The organism is Streptomyces parvulus, assembly GCF_014648855.1.
Taxonomy (GTDB): domain Bacteria; phylum Actinomycetota; class Actinomycetes; order Streptomycetales; family Streptomycetaceae; genus Streptomyces; species Streptomyces parvulus.
This window is the reverse complement of record NZ_BMRX01000001.1, coordinates 78756-100674: the sequence shown is the minus strand read 5'-3', so window position 1 is coordinate 100674 and position 21919 is coordinate 78756. Positions and strand designations below refer to the sequence as shown.

Sequence of the window (21919 nt, the reverse complement as noted above, 5' to 3'; positions counted from 1 at the left end):
CGGCACCGGGACGCATCCGCTTGACGGCGTAACACGAACGAGGCACCGGGAACCACGCACCGCTTCCACCTCATCGCGGAGAGTTACGCTCGCTCAATGCACACAAGGCGCACGCACCGCAGGACCCGCACCGGCGGCACCCGGATCCGAGCCACGCTCCTCGCCGCCGCGCTGCTCGCCACCGCCTGCTCGGCCGGGGGCGCGTCCACGTCCGCCGGATCGGAGGCGGAGGCGGCAGGCTCGACGGAGGCGGCGACGGCGTCCCTGGCCCCGCTGCCGAAGGCCACGCCCGCCGAGCTGTCGCCGTACTACGAGCAGAAGCTCGCCTGGCGCGACTGCGGTGTCCCCGGCTTCCAGTGCGCCACCATGAAGGCCCCGCTCGACTACGCCAAGCCCACCGAGGGCGACGTGCGCCTCGCCGTGGCCCGCAAGAAGTCCACTGGCCCCGGCAAGCGCCTCGGCTCGCTCCTCGTCAACCCGGGCGGCCCGGGCGGCTCCGCCGTCGGGTACCTCCAGCAGTACGCGGGCATCGGCTACCCGGAGGAGGTCCGCGCCCAGTACGACATGGTCGCGGTCGACCCGCGGGGCGTGGCCCGCAGCGAGCCCGTCGAGTGCCTGGACGGCCGCGAGATGGACGCGTACACGCGGACCGACGTCACCCCGGACGACCAGGGTGAGACGGACGAGCTGGTCGGCGCGTACAAGGACTTCGCCGAGGGCTGCGGGGCGGACGCGCCGAAGCTGCTGCGCCACGTCTCGACGGTCGAGGCCGCCCGGGACATGGACGTCCTGCGCGCGGCGCTGGGCGACGACCGGCTGAACTACGTCGGAGCCTCGTACGGCACCTTCCTCGGGGCGACCTACGCCGGGCTCTTCCCCGACCGGACCGGGCGCCTGGTCCTGGACGGGGCGATGGACCCCTCCCTGCCCGCCCGCCGGCTGAACCTGGAGCAGACCGCGGGCTTCGAGACCGCCTTCCAGTCCTTCGCGAAGGACTGCGTACGCCGCACCGACTGCCCCCTCGGCGGCCCGGGCACCACTCCCGGGAAGGCCGGCGAGAACCTGAAGGCCTTCTTCGACGACCTGGACGCCGAGCCGATCTCCACCGGCGACGCGGACGGCCGCAAACTGACCGAGTCCCTGGCCACCACGGGCGTCATCGCCGCGATGTACGACGAGGGCGCCTGGCAGCAGCTGCGCGAGTCGCTGACCTCGGCGAAGAAGGAGAAGGACGGCGCCGGTCTCCTGGTCCTGTCCGACAGCTACTACGAGCGCGAGGCCGACGGCGGCTACAGCAACCTGATGTTCGCGAACGCCGCCGTGAACTGCCTCGACCTCCCGGCCGCCTTCTCCTCCCCGGAGGAGGTGCGCGACGCGGTCCCCGAGTTCGAGAAGGCGTCGCCGGTCTTCGGCGAGGGCCTCGCCTGGGCCTCGCTGAACTGCGCGTACTGGCCGGTGCGGGCCACGGGCGAGCCGCACCGCATCACGGCCGCCGGCGCCACCCCGATCGTCGTGGTCGGCACGACCCGCGACCCGGCCACCCCGTACCGCTGGGCCGAGGCCCTGGCCGGTCAGCTCGCCTCCGGCCGCCTCCTCACCTACGAGGGCGACGGCCACACCGCGTACGGCCGCGGCAGCACCTGCATCGACTCCGCGATCAACACCTACCTGCTCCGCGGCACCGCCCCGGAGGACGGCAAGCGCTGCTCGTAGGCCCCCCACCGCCCCGGAACCCGCCCCTCCGGGGCGGGTACGAAGCACCCCGGGGAACTGTGTAGACTTACGGACGTTGCTGATCGCACCATGGTGCCCAGCGCGCCGCCTTAGCTCAGATGGCCAGAGCAACGCACTCGTAATGCGTAGGTCTCGGGTTCGAATCCCGAAGGCGGCTCTGAGAAGGCCCAGGGCAGACATCGTCTGACCTGGGCCTCTGTGTGTCGCGGGTCAGGTGAGGCGCTGGAGGAAGTCCGCGCTCGGGGCGTGGAAGAGGCAGCCCGTCACGGGCCTCGAGAAGTCCAGGATGCGGTCGTGGACGCCCGGCCGGTCGCCCAGGAACATGTGGCGCAGCATCTGCTCGATGACGTCCGGCGTGCGGGCGTATCCGATGAAGTACGTGCCGAACTCCTCCTGCCCTACGCGGCCGAAGGGCATGTTGTCGCGCACGATCTTCCGTTCGTTGCCGTCCTCGTCCTTGACGGTGGTCAGGGCGACGTGGGAGTCCGCGGGTTTGACGTCGTCGGGCAGCTCGATGTTGTCGGGCTTGGTGCGGCCCACGACGTTCTCCTGCGCCTCGGTGCTCAGGGCGTTCCAGGCCGTGAGGTCGTGCAGGTACTTCTGCACCACGACGTAGCTGCCGCCGGTGAAGCCGGGATCCTCGTCGCCCACGAGGACCGCTCGCGCGGCCCGTTCTCCCACCGGGTTGGCCGTGCCGTCGACGAAGCCGAGGAGGTCGCGCTCGTCGAACGACTTGAAGCCGTGCACCTCGTCCACCACGTCGACGGCTCCCCGCAGCCGCCCGGCGATCAGCTGGGCCAGCTCGAAGCAGAGGTCCATGCGGCCGGCCCGTACGTGGAAGAGAAGGTCACCCGGAGTGGCGGGCGCCTGGTGCCGGGGGCCGGTCAAGGGGGCGAAGGGGTGCAGCCCGCGCGGCCCGGGTCCGTCGAACAGCCGGTCCCAGGCCGCTGAGCCGATGCCGGCCACGCAGCTGAGTCCGCCGTCCGGGGCGCGGTACCCGACCGACCGGGTCAGGTCCGCCAGGCCCCCCAGCAGACCGCGGACCCGCTGCTCGCCCCCGGCCGACACGGTGCACACGAGGAACACCGCCGCCTTCGCGGGCGGCGCGAGCACGTGCTGCGATTCGGCCACCGTGCGAGCCTCCCGCTCCGCTTGGTCGACGCGCCTCGGTAGCGGCACCGCCGTCAGGGCTGCTTCCCAGTCTCGCCTCGGGCCCGGGGGGACGCCATCGGGCGGCCGGCGCCGGGCCGCGCCGCGTCAGGAGGTCACCAGGCCCGCCACGAGGTTGATCGCCGTGGCGAGGACGCCGGTGCCGAAGAGGTAGGAGAGCAGGCAGTGCCGCAGCGCGATCGCGCGGATCGTCGAGCTGGACACGTCGGTGTCGGAGACCTGATAGGTCATGCCGAGGTTGTAGCTGAAGTAGAAGAAGTCCCGGTACGCCGGTGGGTCGTCCGAGTTGAAGTCGATGCCGCTCGCTGCCTCGTAGTAGTGGTAGGCGTACCTGGCCGCGTACATCAGGTGCAGGGACGCCCACGCCATGAGCACCCCGCACAGCGCGGTGGCCGCGCCGCCGTGTCCGGTGTCGGCCGTGTCCAGCAGGAGCAGCAGCACGATGGCGACCAGGCCGCACAGCGCGACCGTCACGACGACGATCTCGTCGGTGACCGGCCGGAAGTCCTCGCGCCGGGCGTTGGTCCGGGTGGCGGAGGCGTTCATCGGCCACAGCACCGTCCAGCCGGCCACGACGAAGACCAGCTCGGTCGCGGTGATGCCGGCCAGGGCGCCCAGGGCCGGCCCGGTGAACGGGCCCACGGCCGCGCCCACCACGGCACCGAGGGCCACGGCCGCACTCAGTCGGGGCACGGCGTCCAGGGGCAGCCAGGAACTCATGTGTCACGCTCTCGGTCTCGTGGCCGGTGCCCGGCCGGGTGATGGTAGGTATACAACTCATATGCCGCCCTTGCGACGTTTCGTCCCTTCCGTGCCGAGGCGCGGCCGGTGGCATGCGGTCGCCGGGGCGCGGCGGGCGCTCCGACCGCGCGGCGTGCTCGCGCTGCACCGGGTGGACGGGGCCTTCGTCTTCGCGCTGCGGGCGGCCCTCGCGACGGGCCTGGTCGCCGTGCCCCTGGTGGTGGCCGGCCGTTCCGACCTCGCCGTGTACGCCGTGCTCGGCTCCTTCACGACCACCTTCGGGCGGAACCTCCCCTACGGCCGGCGTGCCCGGGTGCTCGCGCTGGTCGCCCTGGTCATGACGGCGTGCGTGGCCGGCGGATCCGCGCTGGGGGCCTGGCTGCGGCCGGAGGAGAGCACGGGCGGCGCCTTCGTGGTGGCGGCGGCCACGGCCGTGGTGGCGGGAGCCGCGAAGTTCGTCTGCGATCTCACGCGGCTGAGCGGGCTGGGCGCGGTGATGGTGCTCTTCTCGTTCGCGGTGGCCGCCCAGGCCACGCCGTCGTCCGGCGACGCGCTCCCCTATACCGGTGCCGCCGCCGCGGGGGGCGCGCTCGCCTGGCTGCTCGGGGTGCTGGGCCGTCTGGTCCATCCCGACCGGCCGCAGCGCCTCGCGGTCGCGACGGCCCTGCGCGAGGTCGCCGGGCTGCTGGAGGCGGGTGCCGGGGCTGCCCGGTCCTCGCGGCACGGGGCCACCGTCGCCGTGCTCCAGGCCTACCGGAGCCTCGGGCGGACGCCACCGACCTCCGCCCGCCGCACCGGCCCGCGTCACGACCCGGGACTCCTGCGCCTCGTCGACACCGCCTGGACCGCGCTGGTCGGATCGTCCCGGTGGACACCCGGGGCACGGACCGGCGCGGCGCTGCGGCTGCGTGAACGGGCCCGGACACTCACCCGGCGTCGCGGAGCACGGCGTCCGGTCGCGGACGAACCCTCCGTGCGGGCCCCGGCCGACGCGCTGCGCGCCGCGGAACTGCTCGTCGGGGACCCGCGCGGACCGCACCGCCGGGCGGTACTCGCGGTGCCCGCCCTGCGCATGGCCCTGGGCACGGCGGTGGCGGGCGGACTGGCGGTACTGCTCCACCTGGAGCACGGCTACTGGGCTGCCGTCTCCGCCGCGGCGGTGCTGCACTCGGTCAACGTCCGCACCACGGCCCAGCGCGCGGTGCAGCGGACGGTGGGAACCGCGGCGGGTCTGCTGCTCGCGCTCGCCGTCCTGGGCGCGCGGCCCGGGGCGGTGGCCCTCACCGTGGTGATCGTGGCGCTGGAGTTCCTGCTGGAGTACGTCGTGGTCCGCAACTACGCGCTGGGCGTCGTCTTCCTCACGCCGATCGCGCTGCTCCTGAGCGACCTCGCCACCCCCGCGCCCGCCGGTGAGCTGATCCTCGACCGGGTGTCGGGCAGTGTCATCGGCATCGTCGTCGGGCTGCTCTGCGCGCTCCTCGTGGTCCACGACCGGGCGACGGCGCGGGTACGGCACGCCCTGGACCACTGCCGGGCGGCCGCCGGCCGTGCGGAGGACGCCCTGGTGCACCCCGCCGGGCCGCCGGACGCGGTGGTGGGTCTTCGGCTGGCGGAGGCGGTGGTGGAACTCCGGGAGGCCGACGACGCCGCGGCGGGCGAGCTGTGGCCGGCCGAGATCGACCCGTCCGAGCCGGCGGCCGCCGAGCAGCACGCGTACGACCTGCTCGCCCGGCTGGAGCACGGCGCCTGACGGCGACGCGAGGCCCGACGGCCGCCGAACGGACCGCCACGCGGGGTCACTTCGCGTCCCCGTAGCACTCCACCACCGCCGTGGTGAACGGGAACCGCACCGGCGTCGGTCCGAAGGTCAGCCGTCCCGCCAGCTCCGCCGACTCCCGGATCGCGGCCACGATCGCGTCGGCCTCCTCCTCGGGACAGTGCACGATCACCTCGTCGTGCTGGAAGAAGACCAGCTCGGCCGCCATGTCCGCGCAGGCCTGCCGCAGCGCGGCGAGCAGCAGCAGGGCCCAGTCGGCGGCGCTGCCCTGGACGACGAAGTTGCGGGCGAAGCGGCCCCGCGCGCGGGCGTCGCGGGAGGCGTAGCCCGGCACCCACTCCTGCGGCCGGTCCGAGGAGCCGGCGGGCTCGTCCTGCGGCAGCCCCGCCTCCTCGGCACCGTCGGCCGCGCCGGCCGCCGGCGGGCAGGTGCGCCCGAGCCAGGTCCGGACGAGGCGCCCCTCCTCGCCCGCCCGGGCCGCGTCGTCGACGTACGAGACGGCCTTCGGGAAGCGGCGTCTGAGGGCGGCGAGGTTCTTCAGGCCGTCGCCGGAGGTCTGCCCGTACACCGCGCCGAGCACGGCGAGCTTGGCCTGGGCGCGGTCCCCGGAGAAGGCGCGGTCGGAGACCGACTGGTAGAGGTCGCTCTCCCGGCCGGCCACCTCCATCAGCCCGGGGTCGCGGGAGATCGCCGCGAGCACGCGGGGCTCCATCTGGTCGGCGTCCGCGACGACCAGCCGCCACCCGGGGTCGGCGACGACGGCGCGGCGGATCACCTTGGGGATCTGGAGTCCGCCCCCGCCGTTGGTCACCCAGCGGCCGGTGACGGTGCCGCCGGCCAGGAACTCGGGGCGGAATCTTCCGTCGCGCACCCAGTCCTGGAGCCAGGACCAGCCGTGGGCGACCCAGATCCGGTACAGCTTCTTGTACTCGATCAGCGGCTTCACCGCCGGATGGTCGACGGACTCCAGCTCCCAGCGGCGGGTGGAGCCGACCTTGACGCCCGCCTGCCCGAACGCCCTGACCACGTCGGCCGGCAGGTCGGGCCGCACCCGGCGGCCGAAGGCCGTGGAGACCTCGTCGGCCAGCTCGGCCAGCCGGCGGGGCCCCCCGCCGCCCGCGTACCGGTCGCCGAGCAGGTCGTGGAGCACCTGCCGGTGCACGTCGGCCCGCCAGGGGAGGCCCGCGTGGTTCATCTCGGCGGCCACCAGCATGCCCGCCGACTCCGCCGCCGTCAGCAGCCGCATGCGGTCGGGGTGCGCGGTCCGGTCGTGGCGGCGCTGCTGCTCGGCGTAGACGGTGAGCAGGTCCTCCAGGGGCAGGTGGACGGCCTGCGGCTCGAACAGCGGGGACTGCGCGCCCGGCTCGGCGGAGCGCTGCGGCGGATCGGCCGGTACGGGGCCGCCGTGCAGCCGGGCCAGGGCGGCCGCGGCCGAACGCGGCTCCCCGTACCGCCCCTCGTGGCCAAGGAGGAGGGTCTCGGCGGCCTCCATGTCGTAGCACCGCTCGACTCGCACCCCCGTGGCGAGCAGGCGCGGCGCGACCTCGGCGGTGGACCGCCACACCCAGCGCGCGACGTCCGGCCTGCTCCGCACCGCTTCGGCGGGGCCGGCCTCGCGCCGCACCGGTCCGGCGGGCAGCCCGTCGGGGCCGAGGGGGGCGACGTCCACGCCGCCGTCCTCGGCCACGGCGAGTGCCCACCGGTCGGCCATGTCGCGAGTGTCGCAGCCGGGTCTGACAACGGCCCTGGCCAGTGGCACCCGGCCGAGGCGTCCGCCGTGGCAGAGAACGTCCGCCCGGGCCGCAGAGGCACAGGGCCGCACAGGACCCCGGGCATCCGCTTCGGCCCGCGTTCGCGGGCCCTGACCCCTAGGCCTTCCCGGCGTCCGGCTCCCCGGACGCCCGCGTCGCCTCCAGCACCTGCGCCAGCGCCTCCGTGACGTACCGCTCGACCGCATCCTTGCCGACGCCGAGCCCGCTCAGCACGCCCTCGCCGTTCTCGTGCTCCAGCAGGGCGAGGAGGATGTGCTCCGTGCCGACGTAGTTGTGGCCGAGGCGGAGGGCCTCGCGGAAGGTGAGTTCGAGGACCTTCTTCGCGGCGGGGCCGTACGGGACCAGTTCCGGGACGTCTTCGGCGGCGGGCGGGAGCGTCGCCGCGGCCGCCGCGCGGATCGCGTCGAGGGCCACGCCCTGGGCGATGAGCGCCTTGGCGGCCAGCGCGTCGCGTTCGGTGAGCAGGCCGAGGACGAGGTGTTCGGGCAGGCCCTCGGTGGCACCGGCGGCCACCGCCTCGTTGTGGGCGGCCATCACGGCGTTCCGGGCGCGCGGTGTGAAGCGGTTGAAGCCCTGGTCCGGGTCCAGGTCGGCCGACTCCTTGGGCACGAAGCGCTTCTGGGCCGCCTGCCGGGTGACGCCCATGCTCCTGCCGATGTCCGTCCACGAAGCGCCCGAACGCCGGGCCTGGTCCACGAAGTGTCCGATGAGGTGGTCGGCCACCTCGCCGAGGTGCTCGCCCGCGAGGACGGCGTCCTGGAGCTGTTCGAGCGGCTCCGGGTGCACCTTCTTGATCGCGTCGATGAGTTCGTCGAGTCGTACGGATGACGTGATGCTCGGATTCGTCGCCATGTGTCAACCGTAGGTTGCACCCTCGTGGGTGTCAACCTTCGGTTGACAGGTGAAGGGCGAGCCGCGGGCTACTTCGGGGACGCCACCGCCAGTCGCACCGCGAGCCCGGTGAACACCGTGCCGGAGACGATGTTGAGCCAGCGGTTCAGCCGGGCGCTGCGCCGGAGCAGACCCGCGAGTCGGCCGGAGAGCAGCCCCACGAAGCCGTCCCACAGGAAGCCCATCACCACGAGCGTGCCGCCGAGCAGAAGCAGCTGTCCGGGCACGTGACCGAGCGAGGGGTCGACGAACTGCGGCAGGAACGCCACGTTGAAGAGGATCACCTTGGGGTTGAGCAGGTTGGTGATCGCGCCCTGCCAGAACGCCCGCCGCATCCCGGTGCCCCGTTCCGCCGCGTCCCCCTCGCCCGGTACCGAACGGTCCCGGAAGGCCTTCACCGCCAGGTACAGCAGATACGCCGCCCCCGCCCAGCGCAGCAGGTGGTACAGCGTGGGCAGCGTCGTGAAGAGGGCCGACAGCCCGAGGGCCGCGGCGACGGCGTGCACGAGCATCGCGCAGGCCACCCCGAAGGCGGCCATCACGCCCGCCGTCGGGCCGCCCCGCCCGCCCATCGCCACGATGAACATCAGGTCGGGACCCGGAGTGACACAGAGCGCCAAGGCGGCGACGAGGAAGGCCGCGTAGAGAGTCATGTCCACCATGGCCCCCATCGTCCGCCCCGCGCGGCCCGCCCCCGCCCGAATTCCATGGACTGAGACGGGCGCCGGACCGGCCCGCCGGGCGGCCATGGCACGATCGCCGTGTGAGTACGTCCCGCACCGTCGACCGCGCCTTCGAGACCGCCCTGTACGACACCGCCGACCACGCCCTCGACACCGCCGCCTCGCTGCTCGCGGCCGACCCGGGCGCGGACGCCGAACTGGACCGCCGCGGAGAGGAGTTCGTGGCGACCGCCTGGCGGCGCGGGTGGCAGCCCGCCGACCTGGTGCGCATCGTCCGCCGCGAACTGGACGACGTACACCTGCGCCTGGTCGCGCGGCTGATCCGCGCACAGGCTCCGCACGACCGCCCGCGCGGCCCCCGCTGGGCGGCGCAGCTGGACGCCGTACCGGAGGGATCCGCCGCACCCCGCGCCGACCGCTTCTCGCACGCCACCGCCGTACTGGAGCTGTACCGCCTGCTGCTGCGGCTGCCCACCCTGGAACCCCTGGAGACGGGAGGCGCCGAAGAGAACGGGCGGCGGACCCCCCGGGAGGCGCGGCCCGAGTCGCGCGCCCTGGCCAGGATCCGCGCGCTGCTCGCCAAGGCCGAGGCGACCGGGTACCCGGAGGAGGCGGAGGCACTGAGCGCCAAGGCGCAGGAGCTGATGGCCCGGCACAGCGTCGACGAGGCGCTGCTGTCGGCGCACGCGCCCGCGCCGGACACCCCCGGCGCCTGCCGGATCGGGATCGAGGCGCCCTACGAGCAGGCCAAGGCGGTGCTGCTGGACGCGGTGGCCGACGCGAACCACTGCCGGGCGGTGTGGAACGAGGCCCTCGGCTTCTCCACGGTGGTCGGTTTCGAGTCCGACCTGGAGGCCGTCGAACTCCTCCACACCTCCCTGCTGGTGCAGGCCGAGGCCGCGATGACCAAGGCGGAGGCGGTCCAGCGGGCGGGCGGGCGCAAGCGCACCAAGACCTTCCGCCAGTCGTTCCTCGCCGCCTACGCCCACCGCGCCGGCGCCCGGCTGCGGGCCGCCGCCGAGGCCGCCACCGCGGAGGCCGGCGGCGCCGGTGACGTGGACCTGCTGCCGGTGCTCGCCTCCCGCGAGGTCGCGGTCACCGACCGGCTGGAGCGCATGCTCCCCGAGACGACCACGACCCGGCTGCGCGGCGCCGGTGACGCGGCCGGCTGGACGGAGGGCACCCGCGCGGCCGACGACGCCGAGGTCGGGCGCCGACGACCGCTGCGGTAGCGACCGGGGCCTGCCCCCAAGAGCCGCGGCGGGCAGGCGGCGGGGTCAGGAGCCGAGGCCCTCCGTCGGCAGGCCCGGCGGCAGCGACCCGCCCTCCGACTTGGTGTACGTCTCCTCGCCGACGCCGCCCTCCCAGACCATCTTGAGGGTCTTGCCGTCCACCGACCCGACCGTGCCGGACGCCCGGTCCTTGCTGCCGTCGGTGCACTTGAGGCGGACGATCCGGGTGCCGGCGTCCTCACCGGCCGTGCCGCTGCACACCGTCCCGCCGGTGGCGAAGAGGGCGGCCTTGTCGCCGGTCACCATCAGCGCGACGGCCTGGCCGTCGGCGGTGGCCAGCCAACTGCCCTCCAGCTCGCCGGCGGACGGCGACCCGCCGCCGCCACCCGTGCCCGTGCTCGCGGACCCGTCGGGCGCCGCCGAGGACTCGCCGCCCCCGCCGGAGTCGCCGTCGTCCGAGCCCCCGCCGTCGGTGCACGCGGCCAGCGCCAGCGTGCCCACCAGCCCGAGGGCCACGGCCGCGACCCGCACGGACCGCCGCCCACGCGCGCGTGGACGCGGCCCCCGGGCGCCCGGCGGAAGGGCATCGCTGCCTGCCGTACTCGCCGCGCTCGCCGTACTCTCCGCAGTCTCCAACGTCACGGGAAGCTCCAAGCTGTAGCCGGACGGCCGGGCCGGCCCAGGGCATCGCAACCCCGGGACGACCTCAGGACAGCCGCAAGTTACCAGGACGACTTGCGGACCCCCGGCAGATGCCCGGCGTGCGCCTGTTCACGCAGGTTCACCCGGGACAGCCCGAAGGTGCGGAGGTACCCGCGCGGGCGCCCGTCCACCTGGTCGCGATTGCGCACGCGCGTGGGGCTCGCGTCGCGCGGCTGCCGGCGCAGTTCCCGCTGGGCGGCGAGCCGTTCCGCCCCGGTCGAGGACGGCCGCCGGAGGACCTCCTTCAGCTCGGCCCGGCGCGCCGCGTACCGCGCGACGGTCGCCCGCCGCCGCTCGTTCTTCGCGATCTTGCTCTTCTTCGCCATCAGATCCTCACTCCCCGCGCGCGGATGCGGGCCACGGCCGCCTCCACGCCGATCGTGTCGACGGTCCTGATCCCCCTCGCGCTCAGCCGCAGCCGTACGTGCCTGCTCTCGCTCGGCAGCCAGTAGCGCTTGCTCTGGACGTTGGGGTCGAAGCGGCGCGAGGTGCGCCGGTGGGAGTGGGAGACGCGGTTGCCGAAGCCGGGACCGGCTCCGGTCAGCATGCAGTGGGCGGACACGGTGACGTACCTCTCCTTCAGGGACGACGGATGCAACTGTTAATGGAATTCATTTTCAGTAAGATACCAGCATGGCACGCAACGAACTCCGGCCGGTCATCAAGCTCCGGTCCACCGCCGGCACCGGCTTCACCTACGTCACCCGCAAGAACCGCCGCAACGACCCGGACCGGCTGACCCTGCGCAAGTACGACCCGGTGGCCGGCCGGCACGTCGACTTCCGAGAGGAGCGCTGACCGTCATGCGCGAGGGCATCCACCCCGACTACCGCCCCGTCGTCTTCCGCGACCGGGCCGCGGACCACGCCTTCCTCACCCGCTCGACCATGACCTCCGAGCGCACCATCGAGTGGGAGGACGGCCGCACCTACCCCGTCGTCGACGTCGAGACCTCGAACGTCAGCCACCCCTTCTACACGGGTACCGCCCGCGTCCTGGACACCGCCGGACGCGTCGAGCGCTTCGAGCGCCGGTACGGGAAGGACGGGGCATGAACGGCCCGGAGCGGCCCGGACCGCCGGTGGTGATCGTCGGCGGGCTGCACGCCGAGGCCCGCCGGGCGACGGTGGCACGGCTGCTGGCCGACGTGCCCGGCAGCGTGGTCCTCCACCACGACCTGGCGACGGCCACCGCGGGCACCGTCGTCCGCACCGTGCGGGACGCCACCGGCGTCCTCTCCGCGGGCGAGGCTCCGCTGGTCAACGACTGCGCGTGCTGCGCGCTGCGCGAGGACCTCGTCCCCGAACTGGTCCGGCTCGCGGAGGCCGGCGGCACCCCGCTGGCGGTCGTCGAGCTGTGGGACTCCGTCGAGCCCAAGGCGATGGCGGAGGTGGTGACGGCCGGCGGCTTCACCGTCACCGGAGTGATCACCGCCGTTGACCCGGCCCTCGTCCTGCCGTACCTCGGCAACGGCGACGACCTCGCCGAGGGCGGCCTCGCCGCCGCCGCCACCGACCAGCGCACCGTCGCCGACACCTTCGCGCGGCAGCTGGAGTACGCCCCCGTCCTGGCCCTGGCCGAGTCCCTCCCCGGCTCGCCCGAGGCCGACGACGAGGACCGCGAGCTGCTGGCCCAGCTGCACCCCACGGCGCTGAAGGTCCCGGTCGGTCCCGGCGCCGCGACCGCCGCACCGGCCGCACCGGCCGCACCGGCAGCACTTGCCGAGCCCGCCGCACCGGCCGCGCCCGCCCGACCCTCGGCGCTGGCGCGGGCCGCCCTCGCCGGGTTCGACGTGGAGGCCGCGGCCGCCGCCCAGCACCCGGCCTGCGCGCTGCTGCCCGCCGAGGCCGACGCGCACGGCGTCACCACCCTGGTCTGGCACCGCCGCCGCCCCTTCCACCCCGGGCGGCTGTACGCGGCGCTGGAGGACCTGACCTGCGCCGCCGCCCGCAGCCGGGGCCGGTTCTGGCTGGCCGACAAGGCGGACACGCTGCTCCACTGGGACGCCGCGGGCGGCGCGCTGTGCGTGGAGGGCGCGGGGCCGTGGCTCGCCTCGCTGCCGGACGCCGCCTGGGACCTGGTCCCGCCGGTGCGCCGGGCCGCCGCCGCGCTGGACTGGCACCCCGAGCACGGTGACCGCTGCCAGCACCTGGTCTTCACCTCGCCCGGCCTCGACCGCGACGGCCTGGCCCGGGTGCTGGAGTCCTGTCTGCTGACCGACGCCGAGTACGCCGCCGGGCGCGCCGCCTGGGAGCGGCTGCCGTCCGGCTTCGACACCCTCCTGGAGGTCTGATCCATGCCGCGCAAGAGCGACCGCAAACCCGTCGGGAAGCGCCCCAACCCGCTGGATAGGGCGGGCGTGACCCACATCGACTACAAGGATACCGACCTGCTGCGGAAGTTCCTCTCCGACCGCGGGAAGATCCGCAGCCGCCGCGTCACCCGCGTGACGTCCCAGCAGCAGCGGCGGCTGGCCCGGGCGATCAAAAACGCGCGCGAGATGGCCCTGCTGCCCTACGCACCGCGCTGACCTGCGCCGCGTCCGACTTCCCCGCACAGCGCCTGGGGCCCGCCCAACCGGGCGGGCCCCAGGCGCTGTTGCTTGTTGTCTGCTTGTTGTCGCTTGTTCTGGGAATTCGAGGGCAGACGGGGAACGTCTTCTCTCCCTCGGGCGTCCATGAGGGCAAGGGCTTTCGGTAAAGCGGCCGTCAAGGCTGTAACCGCGGGAACACCGCGCGTGCACGTGCATTTGCTCATGCATCGGCACGTGAACAGGGTTATGATCCGGATCAGTTGACCACTGCATCAATGGCCACATCAGCCAGTGCACACCGGGGAGCGACCTGTGGACCACGACGTGTACGACGTTGACCGCGTGTCCCGCGTGTACAACGGCATGGCCGCCACGCAGCTGCACGACGCAGCCTGGCAGAAGAGCAGGCACAGCAACTCGCAGGGGTCCTGCGTGGAGTTCGCGCGGCTGCCGGACGGCGCGGTCGCGGTGCGCAACTCCCGCTTTCCCGACGGGCCCGCGCTCGTCTACACGCGCGCCGAGATCGAGGCGATGCTGCTCGGCGTCAAGGACGGCGAGTTCGACCACCTGGTCACGAGCTGACGCGGGGCACCACTCGGGCTACACGCGTAGAAACGGGACGCGCGAGGGTGCCGCACCGCCGCGTCATCCGTAGGCCCGGCCCGTCCCCTCGCAGGAGGCGGGGAGCCGGAACAGCGCCCAGACGACCTTGCCGTCGAGCGTCCCGGCGAGCGGGTGCCAGCCCCAGCTGTCGCTGAAGGAGTCGACGAGGAACAGGCCGCGGCCCGACTCCGCCGAGAAGTCGTCCGTCGCGCGGGCCACCGGGCTGTCGTGGCTGGGATCTCGCACCGCGCACACCAGCCGCTCGGTCCAGCGCATCAGGTGCAGCCGCACGGGACCGTTGTGCTCGCCGTGCCGGGGGGTGTCCGTCGGCAGCGCGTGGCGCAGGGCGTTGGTGACGAGTTCGGAGACCACCAGGCAGACGTCGTCGAAGCGGTCGCCGGCGTCCCAGCCGTCGAGCGTTCTCCGGGTGAACCGCCGGGCCTCGCCCACCGCTTCGAAACGCGGCGGGAGGGCGCAGGAGGCCGCGTTCGACACGGCCGCGGGGTCGAGTGGCGGAAGGCCCTGCCGTAACGGCTCGAGCATGGTCGATCCATTCGTCCCCATGCGAGGCACTCCCGGGAGTTCGCGGTCGTAGCGATGCGGCGCGGTGGTGCGGGACCATGGTTTCGGATGCGTACCGCAGATGCAAGGGCAGATGCACGTGCACGTGACCGAAATGGACCTGCCCGTACCGCTTGTTGGGCAATTTTTCCGTCATTTTCGCCTCCCCTTCACCCCTGGCGGCGTCCGGTTTCAGATCACGGTCTGCATGATCCTGAGCGTTTCCTTTGGCTCGATTCCGTTTCCGTAACCGGACGAGTACTGCTCGAAGTGTTTTAGTGGCAGACTTCGGCCCCTGAAGACGGTTGGGGAGGCTGGCGAACGTGAGCGCGGGAGAGCCCGGATCGGTGGTGCGGCGCATGCTGCTCGGATCACAACTCAGGCGACTGCGTGAGACGCGGGGGATCACGCGGGAGGCGGCGGGCTACTCGATCCGCGCCTCCGAATCGAAGATCAGCCGGATGGAGCTGGGCCGGGTGAGCTTCAAGACGAGGGACGTCGAGGACCTGCTGACGCTGTACGGCATCACCGACGAGCAGGAGCGCACCTCCCTGCTCTCACTGGCCAAGGAGGCCAACGTCGCGGGCTGGTGGCACAGTTACTCCGACGTGCTGCCCAGCTGGTTCCCCACCTACGTCGGCCTGGAGGGCGCCGCCTCGCTGATCCGGGTGTACGAGGTGCAGTTCGTGCACGGACTGCTGCAGACCGAGGAGTACGCCCGCGCGGTCGTGCGGCGCGGCATGAAGGGCGCCGGCGCCGCGGACGTCGAACGGCGCGTCGCGCTGCGCCTGGAGCGGCAGAAGTACCTCGTCGCGGAGAACGCGCCCGAGTTCCACATCGTCCTGGACGAGGCCGCCCTGCGCCGCCCCTACGGCGACCGCGGGGTGATGCGCGGCCAGCTCCAGCACCTGATCGAGATGTCCGAACGCCCCAACGTGCGGCTCCAGGTCATGCCGTTCGGCTTCGGCGGGCACTCCGGCGAGAGCGGCGCGTTCACGCTCCTCAGCTTCCCCGAGTCCGACCTCTCGGACGTCGTCTACCTGGAGCAGCTCACCAGCGCGCTCTACCTGGACAAGCGCGAGGACGTCACCCAGTACGAGACGGCGCTGAAGGAGCTGCAGCAGGACAGTCCGGGCCCCGACGAGAGCCGGGACCTGCTGCGGGGTCTCATTCAACTGCTGTGAAACATCAGTACGATGACGGTCATTCAGGCGGCCGGCCGGCGGCGGCTGCGGGAGCCAAGGGGATTGAGGGACACATGTCGTCGTACTTCACCGATCTCGCCCAGCAGTACATCGACGGCGAGTGGCGCCCGGGGACCGGCTCCTGGGACATCATCGACTTCAACCCGTACGACAACGAGAAGCTGGCCTCGGTCACCATAGCCACGGCCGACGAGGTCGACGCCGCCTACCGGGCCGCGGAGCGCGCGCAGAAGCAGTGGGCCGCGACGAACCCGTACGCGCGCCGCGCGGTGTTCGAGAAGGCGCTGCGCCTGGTGGAGGAGCGCGAGGCGGAGATCGGCGACGCGATCGTCGCCGAACTGGGCGGCACCCGCCTGAAGGCCGCCTTCGAACTGCACCTCGCCAAGGAGTTCCTGCGCGAGGCGGTCCACCTGGCGCTGCGCCCCGAGGGCCGGATCATCCCGTCCCCGGTCGACGGCAAGGAGAACCGCGTCTACCGCGTGCCGGTCGGCGTGGTCGGCGTCATCAGCCCCTTCAACTTCCCCTTCCTGCTCTCCCTGAAGTCCGTCGCCCCGGCCCTCGCCCTCGGCAACGGCGTGGTCCTCAAGCCGCACCAGAACACCCCGATCGTCGGCGGCACCCTGGTCGCGAAGCTCTTCGAGGACGCGGGACTGCCCGGCGGCCTGCTGAACGTCGTCGTCACCGACATCGCGGAGATCGGCGACGCCTTCATCGAGCATCCCGTGCCGAAGGTCATCTCCTTCACCGGCTCGGACGCGGTCGGCCGCCACGTGGCCACCGTCTGCGCCGCCCACTTCAAGCGCTCGGTCCTCGAACTCGGCGGCAACAGCGCCCTGGTGGTGCTGGACGACGCCGACGTCGACTACGCGGTGGACGCGGCCGTCTTCAGCCGATACGTCCACCAGGGCCAGGTCTGCATGGCCGCCAACCGCGTGCTGGTCGACCGGGCGGTGGCGGACGAGTTCACCGAGAAGTTCGTGGCCAAGGTCGCCGGACTCAGGACCGGCGACCCGAGCGACCCGGCGACCGTCATCGGCCCGGTGATCAACTCCTCCCAGGCCGACGCGATCGCCGGCGTGGTCGAGCAGGCGCTCGCCGAGGGCGCCACCGCCCTGGTGCGCGGCTCGGTCAGGGACAACCTCGTCGAGCCGTCGGTCCTCACCGGGTTGCCCGCCGACTCCGCGCTGCTGCGCCAGGAGGTCTTCGGCCCGGTCGCCTTCCTCGCCACCTTCGACGGCGAGGAGGAGGCCGTCCGCCTGGTCAACGACACCCCGTACGGGCTGAGCGGCGCCGTGCACACCGGTGACGTCGAGCGCGGCGTGAACTTCGCCCGGCGGATCGACGCCGGGATGTTCCACGTGAACGACGGCACCGTGCACGACGAGCCCATCGTCCCGTTCGGCGGCGAGAAGCACTCGGGCGTCGGCCGGCTCAACGGCGACGCGATGCTGGACGCCTTCACCACCCAGAAGTGGATCTCGGTGCAGCACGGCCGCAGCGGGTTCCCCTTCTGACGAGCGCGGCGGGCGGGCCCTAATCTGGACCCCATGTCAGCGATCCGTCTCCTCGTGCTCGGCGCCGTCCGCCAGCACGGGCGGGCCCACGGCTACCAGGTGCGCAACGACCTGGAGTACTGGGGCGCGCACGAGTGGTCCAACGCCAAGCCCGGTTCGATCTACCACGCGCTGAAGCAGATGGCGAAGCAGGGCCTGCTCCTCGCGCACGAGATCGCGCCGTCCACGGCGGGCGGCCCGCCGCGCGTGGAGTACGAGGTGACGGAGCAGGGCACCGAGGAGTACCTCACCCTGCTGCGGGCCTACCTGACCGCCTACGACCAGCGGCCGGACGTGCTCACCGCGGCGCTCGGCTTCATGGTCGACCTCCCGCGCGAGGAGGCGCTCGCCCTGCTGGCGGAGCGGGTGCGGAGGATCGAGGAGTGGCGGGGCGCCGTCACCGACTACTACACGCCCGAGGAAGGGCCGGGGCAGCTCGGCCACATCGGCGAGATCATGAACTTCTGGGTCCACTCGGCCGACACCGGCGCCGAGTGGACCCGGGGCCTCATCGAGCGCGTCCGGGGCGGCGCGTACACCTTCGCGGGCGAGGGCGACCCCTTCGTGGGCGTGCTGGCGGAGGGCGAGGAGAACCCGTTCGCGGCCGGCCGGCCGCGCCACGAGGACGATGCGGCAACGGGCTAATCAAGTTTGACCAATGACTCCGAGCGCGCTACCTTGACCAAGTAGTCAAACTTGGCTAGCGAGGGGAGCGGCAGTGGCCGACGCGGCGATCACCGTCGAAGGGGCACGCAAGAGGTACGGGAAGAAGGACGCGCTGGACGGACTCGACCTCACGGTCGCGCGCGGCACGGTGCACGCCGTGCTCGGCCCGAACGGCGCGGGCAAGACGACCCTGGTCCGCATCCTCGCCACCCTGCTGCGGGCGGACGCGGGCCGGATCGAGGTGGCCGGGCACGACGTCGCCGCCGAGGCGTACGCCGTACGGCTGCGCATCGGCCTGCTCGGCCAGCACGCGGCCCTCGACGAGGAACTGGGCGGCCCGCAGAACCTGGAGATGTTCGGCCGCCTCCACCACCTGGGCGCCCGGCGGGCACGCGCGCGGGCCGGCGAACTGCTCGCCCGCTTCGAGCTGGCCGACACCGGACGCAAGCCGGTCAGCGCCTACAGCGGCGGCATGCGGCGCCGCCTGGACCTCGCCGCGTCCCTGATCACCGAACCGGAGGTGCTCTTCCTGGACGAGCCGACCACCGGCCTCGACCCGCGCGGCCGCGCCGAGGTCTGGGACTCGGTGCGCTCCCTGGTCGGCGGCGGTACGACCGTCCTGCTCACCACCCAGTACCTGGAGGAGGCCGACCAGCTCGCCGACCGCATCTCCGTCGTCGACGCCGGACGGGTCGTCGCCGACGGCACGGCGGACGAGCTGAAGGCCGCCACCGGCGGCGACCGCGTCGACGTCGTCCTGCGCGACGCCGGCCAACTGGGCGCCGCCGTCGCCCTGCTGCCGCTCACCGGCGTCCGCGTCGACCCCGACCGCCGGCTGCTCAGCGCCCCGGTCACCGACCGCATGGCGGCCCTCTCCGGCGTCGTACGGGCACTGGAGGAGGCCGGTCTGGAGGCCGAGGACGTGGCGCTGCGCCGCCCCACCCTGGACGAGGTCTTCCTGCACCTCACCGACCGCCCGAAGGAGGCCGTGTGAGCACGAGCACCGTCCCGCACCCGAACCCCGTGAGCCACGCCCTGACCGACTCCTGGACCATGACCCGCCGGGAACTGGCCCGCTGGGCGCGGCAGCCGGTGGCGGTCGCCGTCAACCTGGTCTTCCCGGTGATGCTGCTGCTGATGTTCGGCTACCTGGTCGGCGGCGGCCGGGGCGTCGGCGGCGAGTACGTCGACTACCTGGTCCCCGGGATGCTGGCGCTCACCATGGCCTTCGGCCTGGAGGGCACCATGATCGCCGTCACCCAGGACCTCAACAAGGGCGTCGTCGACCGCTTCCGCTCCCTGCCGATGGCCAACGGCGCGGTCCTGGTGGGCCGTTCCGCCGCCGACATGCTCCAGTCGGCGCTCGGCCTCACGGTGCTGATCGGAGTGGGGTACGCGCTCGGCTGGCGCGCCCACGGCGGCCCCGGCGCCTTCCTGGGCGCCGTCGGCCTGCTCCTGCTCTTCCGCTTCGCCATGCTGTGGATCGGCATCTTCCTGGCCCTGGTCGCCGGGAAGCCCGAGCTGGTGCAGGCGGTGCAGATCCTGGTCTGGCCGGTCGGCTTCCTCTCCAACGCCTTCGCCACGCCGGACTCCATGCCGGGCTGGCTGGGCGCGGTCGTCCAGTGGAACCCGATGTCCCAGACCGCCACGGCCGTACGCGACCTGTTCGGCGGCCCCGGCGGCGAGTCCGGCCACGTGTGGACGGCGGTCGCCTGGCCGCTGGCCCTCCTCGTGGTGTTCTTCCCGCTGGCGGTGGGGAGGTTCGCGCGGCTCAGCAAGTAAGGCCCTAGTGGTGGAACCCGGTCGCCGCGCCCTTGTCCCGGATCAGCGGTCCCGGCTGGCGCCGCAGCTCCGGCAGCAGCCGCTCCAGGTCGGCCAGCAGCAGGTCGGCCATGTCGGTGGAGAAGCCGTTGCGGCACACCACCCGCAGCACCGACAGGTCCTCGCGGTGCGGCGGGAAGGTGTACGCCGGCACCAGCCAGCCGCCCTCCCGCAGCCGCCGCGAGACGTCGAACACGTCGTACGCCGTCACGTCGTCGGCGGTCGTGAAGGCGAACACCGGCAGCTGGTCGCCGCGCGTCAGCAGCCGGAAGTCCCCGAGCGCCTCCACCCGTTCGGCGAGCCCGCGGGCGATGTCCCGCGCGGAGAGCTGCACCGCCCGGTAGCCCTCCCGGCCCAGCCGCAGGAACGTGTAGTACTGCGCCACCACCTGCGCGCCGGGCCGGGAGAAGTTCAGCGCGAAGGTCGGCATGTCGCCGCCCAGGTAGTTCACGCGGAACACCAGCTCCTCGGGCAGCGCCTCCGCGTCCCGCCACAGCGCCCAGCCGACGCCCGGGTAGACCAGCCCGTACTTGTGCCCCGAGGTGTTGATCGAGGCGACCCGCGGCAGCCGGAAGTCCCAGACCAGGTCCTCGTCGAGGAACGGCGCGACCATGGCGCCCGAGGCCCCGTCGACGTGGACCGGGACGTCGAGGCCGGTGCGCTCCTGGAGGGCGTCCAGGGCGGCGCACAGGTCGGCGACCGGCTCGTAGGACCCGTCGAAGGTGGAGCCCAGGATGCCGACGACGCCGATCGTGTTCTCGTCGCACAGCTCGGCGGCGGCCTGCGGGTCGAGGTGGAAGCGGTCGCCCTCCATGGGCACCTGCCGCGCCTCCACCTCCCAGAAGTTGCAGAACTTCTCCCAGCAGACCTGCACGTTCACGCCCATCACCAGGTTGGGCCGCGCTCCCGGGTACCGGTCGGCGTTGCGCAGCGCCCACCGCCGCTTCAGCGCCATCCCGGCGAGCATGCACGCCTCGCTCGACCCGGTCGTCGAGCAGCCCACGGCCGTCTCCGGGTCCGGCGCGTGCCACAGGTCGGCGAGCATCGCCACGCAGCGCCGTTCCAGCTCCGCGGTGCGCGGGTACTCGTCCTTGTCGATCATGTTCTTGTCCCGGCACTCGCTCATCAGCACCCCGGCCTGCGGCTCCATCCAGGTGGTGACGAAGGTGGCCAGGTTCAGCCGGGCGTTGCCGTCCAGCATCAGCTCGTCGTGGACCAGCCGGTACGCGCTCTCGGGCGGCAGCGGTGAGTCCGGCAGCCGGTGGGCGGGCGGGGCCTCGGTCATGCCGCCGAGCGGGTTCGCGGCCGCGTGGAACGGGTTCACGGCGAGCCGGCGCCGGTCGCGGTCGTCGTCACGGGACGGGCGGGGACCCTTGTGCAGAGACATGCCATCGACGGTAGGCCGGGCCCCGCGGCCCCGCACCCGGGACCGCCCCGGACTTGCACCTCACGCCGCGTGAGGCGGCAGCGTGGACGGCGTCACAGAAGGGAGCGGAAGTGAGCTACTCCGTGGGACAGGTCGCCGGCTTCGCCGCGGTGACGGTGCGCACCCTGCACCACTACGACGAGATCGGCCTGCTCGTGCCCGGCGAGCGCAGCCGCGCCGGCCACCGGCGCTACAGCGACGCCGACCTCGACCGGCTGCAGCAGATCCTGTTCTACCGCGAGCTCGGCTTCCCGCTCGACGAGGTCGCCGCCCTGCTCGACGACCCGGCCGCGGACCCGCGCGCGCACCTGCGCCGCCAGCACGAGCTGCTGACCGCCCGGATCGAGCGGCTGGAGAAGATGGCGGCGGCCGTGGAGCAGGCCATGGAGGCACGCAGCATGGGCATCAACCTCACGCCCGAGGAGAAGTTCGAGGTCTTCGGGGACTTCGACCCCGACCAGTACCAGGAGGAGGTCCAGCAGCGCTGGGGCGGCACCGACGCCTACCGCCAGTCGCGGCAGAAGACCGCCTCGTACACCAAGGAGGACTGGCAGCGCATCCAGGACGAGGCCGACGAACTCACCCGGCGCTTCGTCGCCCTGATGGACGCCGGGGAGCCCGCCGAATCCGAGGCGGCCATGGACGCCGCCGAGGACCACCGGCGGGGGATCTCCCGCAACCACTACGACTGCGGGCACGAGATGCACACCTGCCTCGGCGAGATGTACGTCTCCGACGAACGCTTCACGCGCAACATCGACGCCGTCAGGCCGGGCCTCGCCGCCTACCTGCGCGACGCGATCCTCGCGAACGCCGTCCGCCACACCCCCTGAGCGGTGGCCGTGGCCC

24 protein-coding genes and 1 tRNA gene are annotated in these 21919 nt (G+C 73.1%); 15 read left to right on the top strand and 10 right to left on the bottom strand.

Going from position 1 to position 21919, the window contains the following annotated elements; all coding sequences use genetic code 11:
• Nucleotides 1-96 precede the first annotated feature (96 nt).
• The gene (locus IE108_RS00490) at nt 97-1713 is read left to right on the top strand and encodes an alpha/beta hydrolase (protein WP_064729073.1); all 1617 of its coding nucleotides are present in this window, start codon (nt 97-99) and stop codon (nt 1711-1713) included.
• Between the two features lie 104 nt (nt 1714-1817).
• Nucleotides 1818-1891: transfer RNA gene (locus tag IE108_RS00485), tRNA-Thr, on the top strand.
• A gap of 53 nt (nt 1892-1944) precedes the next feature.
• Here IE108_RS00485 and IE108_RS00480 read toward each other — a convergent pair.
• Nucleotides 1945-2865, bottom strand: a complete 921-nt coding sequence (locus IE108_RS00480; protein WP_064729074.1) for a Dyp-type peroxidase — start codon at nt 2863-2865, stop codon at nt 1945-1947.
• Nucleotides 2866-2991: 126 nt separating this feature from the next.
• A complete protein-coding gene (locus tag IE108_RS00475) occupies nt 2992-3624 on the bottom strand; it encodes a DUF1345 domain-containing protein (protein ID WP_064729075.1) in 633 nt (210 codons plus the stop codon).
• Between the two features lie 61 nt (nt 3625-3685).
• Between IE108_RS00475 and IE108_RS00470 the strand changes: the two genes are divergently transcribed.
• Nucleotides 3686-5395 (top strand): FUSC family protein, encoded by a 1710-nt coding sequence (locus tag IE108_RS00470; RefSeq protein WP_189397549.1) that lies wholly within the window; start codon nt 3686-3688, stop codon nt 5393-5395.
• 46 nt (nt 5396-5441) lie between these two features.
• On the opposite strand, the gene IE108_RS00465 is transcribed toward IE108_RS00470, so the two are convergent.
• The 3 genes from IE108_RS00465 to IE108_RS00455 all read right to left on the bottom strand — a co-directional run bounded on the left by IE108_RS00465 (nt 5442) and on the right by IE108_RS00455 (nt 8747).
• Nucleotides 5442-7133, bottom strand: coding sequence for a bifunctional 3'-5' exonuclease/DNA polymerase (locus IE108_RS00465; RefSeq protein ID WP_064729077.1), 1692 nt, complete (start codon nt 7131-7133; stop codon nt 5442-5444).
• Between the two features lie 157 nt (nt 7134-7290).
• A complete protein-coding gene (locus tag IE108_RS00460) occupies nt 7291-8046 on the bottom strand; it encodes a Clp protease N-terminal domain-containing protein (protein WP_189397548.1) in 756 nt (251 codons plus the stop codon).
• Between the two features lie 68 nt (nt 8047-8114).
• A complete protein-coding gene (locus tag IE108_RS00455) occupies nt 8115-8747 on the bottom strand; it encodes a LysE family translocator (RefSeq protein ID WP_064731879.1) in 633 nt (210 codons plus the stop codon).
• 101 nt (nt 8748-8848) lie between these two features.
• On the opposite strand from IE108_RS00455, the gene IE108_RS00450 reads away from it, so the two are divergent.
• Nucleotides 8849-10000, top strand: coding sequence for a DUF2786 domain-containing protein (locus tag IE108_RS00450; protein WP_064729079.1), 1152 nt, complete (start codon nt 8849-8851; stop codon nt 9998-10000).
• A 45-nt stretch (nt 10001-10045) separates the two neighbouring features.
• On the opposite strand, the gene IE108_RS00445 is transcribed toward IE108_RS00450, so the two are convergent.
• From IE108_RS00445 to rpmB, 3 genes are all read right to left on the bottom strand, one after another.
• Nucleotides 10046-10531, bottom strand: coding sequence for a hypothetical protein (locus IE108_RS00445; RefSeq protein WP_064729080.1), 486 nt, complete (start codon nt 10529-10531; stop codon nt 10046-10048).
• 191 nt (nt 10532-10722) lie between these two features.
• A complete protein-coding gene (gene rpsN, locus IE108_RS00440; RefSeq protein ID WP_064729081.1) occupies nt 10723-11028 on the bottom strand; it encodes a 30S ribosomal protein S14 in 306 nt (101 codons plus the stop codon).
• Entirely contained in the window at nt 11028-11264 is a 237-nt protein-coding gene (gene rpmB, locus IE108_RS00435) for a 50S ribosomal protein L28 (protein ID WP_064731880.1), read from the bottom strand. Before rpmB ends, rpsN begins: the two co-directional genes overlap by 1 nt.
• A gap of 71 nt (nt 11265-11335) precedes the next feature.
• Between rpmB and rpmG the strand changes: the two genes are divergently transcribed.
• The 5 genes from rpmG (at nt 11336) to IE108_RS00410 (ending at nt 13817) form a co-directional block, all read left to right on the top strand.
• The gene (gene rpmG / locus IE108_RS00430) at nt 11336-11500 is read left to right on the top strand and encodes a 50S ribosomal protein L33 (RefSeq protein ID WP_044382365.1); all 165 of its coding nucleotides are present in this window, start codon (nt 11336-11338) and stop codon (nt 11498-11500) included.
• 5 nt (nt 11501-11505) lie between these two features.
• Complete coding sequence (locus tag IE108_RS00425; protein WP_064729082.1) at nt 11506-11757, top strand: type B 50S ribosomal protein L31; 252 nt, start codon at nt 11506-11508, stop codon at nt 11755-11757.
• A complete protein-coding gene (locus IE108_RS00420) occupies nt 11754-12995 on the top strand; it encodes a GTP-binding protein (protein WP_064729083.1) in 1242 nt (413 codons plus the stop codon). The genes IE108_RS00425 and IE108_RS00420 overlap by 4 nt, the downstream gene beginning before the upstream one ends.
• A 3-nt stretch (nt 12996-12998) precedes the next feature.
• Nucleotides 12999-13232: a 30S ribosomal protein S18 gene (gene rpsR, locus IE108_RS00415; RefSeq protein WP_064729084.1), complete on the top strand. Its 234-nt coding sequence runs from the start codon at nt 12999-13001 to the stop codon at nt 13230-13232.
• 315 nt (nt 13233-13547) lie between these two features.
• Nucleotides 13548-13817 (top strand): DUF397 domain-containing protein, encoded by a 270-nt coding sequence (locus tag IE108_RS00410; RefSeq protein ID WP_064729085.1) that lies wholly within the window; start codon nt 13548-13550, stop codon nt 13815-13817.
• Nucleotides 13818-13880: 63 nt separating this feature from the next.
• Here IE108_RS00410 and IE108_RS00405 read toward each other — a convergent pair whose 3' ends face one another.
• Nucleotides 13881-14381, bottom strand: a complete 501-nt coding sequence (locus IE108_RS00405; RefSeq protein WP_064729086.1) for an ATP-binding protein — start codon at nt 14379-14381, stop codon at nt 13881-13883.
• A gap of 365 nt (nt 14382-14746) precedes the next feature.
• Between IE108_RS00405 and IE108_RS00400 the strand changes: the two genes are divergently transcribed.
• The 5 genes from IE108_RS00400 to IE108_RS00380 all read left to right on the top strand — a co-directional run bounded on the left by IE108_RS00400 (nt 14747) and on the right by IE108_RS00380 (nt 19605).
• A complete protein-coding gene (locus IE108_RS00400) occupies nt 14747-15583 on the top strand; it encodes a Sco1979 family transcriptional regulator (RefSeq protein WP_491591004.1) in 837 nt (278 codons plus the stop codon).
• Nucleotides 15584-15657: 74 nt separating this feature from the next.
• The gene (locus IE108_RS00395; protein ID WP_064729088.1) at nt 15658-17118 is read left to right on the top strand and encodes an aldehyde dehydrogenase family protein; all 1461 of its coding nucleotides are present in this window, start codon (nt 15658-15660) and stop codon (nt 17116-17118) included.
• Between the two features lie 33 nt (nt 17119-17151).
• Nucleotides 17152-17802 carry a PadR family transcriptional regulator gene (locus tag IE108_RS00390; protein ID WP_064729089.1) on the top strand — a complete coding sequence of 217 codons (651 nt, stop codon included), beginning with the start codon at nt 17152-17154 and terminating at the stop codon, nt 17800-17802.
• A 73-nt stretch (nt 17803-17875) separates the two neighbouring features.
• Nucleotides 17876-18817: an ATP-binding cassette domain-containing protein gene (locus tag IE108_RS00385; protein WP_064729090.1), complete on the top strand. Its 942-nt coding sequence runs from the start codon at nt 17876-17878 to the stop codon at nt 18815-18817.
• A 59-nt stretch (nt 18818-18876) separates the two neighbouring features.
• Nucleotides 18877-19605 carry an ABC transporter permease gene (locus tag IE108_RS00380; protein WP_064731882.1) on the top strand — a complete coding sequence of 243 codons (729 nt, stop codon included), beginning with the start codon at nt 18877-18879 and terminating at the stop codon, nt 19603-19605.
• A 4-nt stretch (nt 19606-19609) separates the two neighbouring features.
• Here the strand turns inward: IE108_RS00380 and gad are convergent, their stop codons facing one another.
• A complete protein-coding gene (gad, locus tag IE108_RS00375) occupies nt 19610-21031 on the bottom strand; it encodes a glutamate decarboxylase (RefSeq protein ID WP_064729091.1) in 1422 nt (473 codons plus the stop codon).
• 110 nt (nt 21032-21141) lie between these two features.
• Here gad and IE108_RS00370 point away from each other — a divergent pair, with 110 nt between their 5' ends.
• Nucleotides 21142-21903: a MerR family transcriptional regulator gene (locus IE108_RS00370; RefSeq protein WP_064729092.1), complete on the top strand. Its 762-nt coding sequence runs from the start codon at nt 21142-21144 to the stop codon at nt 21901-21903.
• Nucleotides 21904-21919 lie beyond the last annotated feature (16 nt).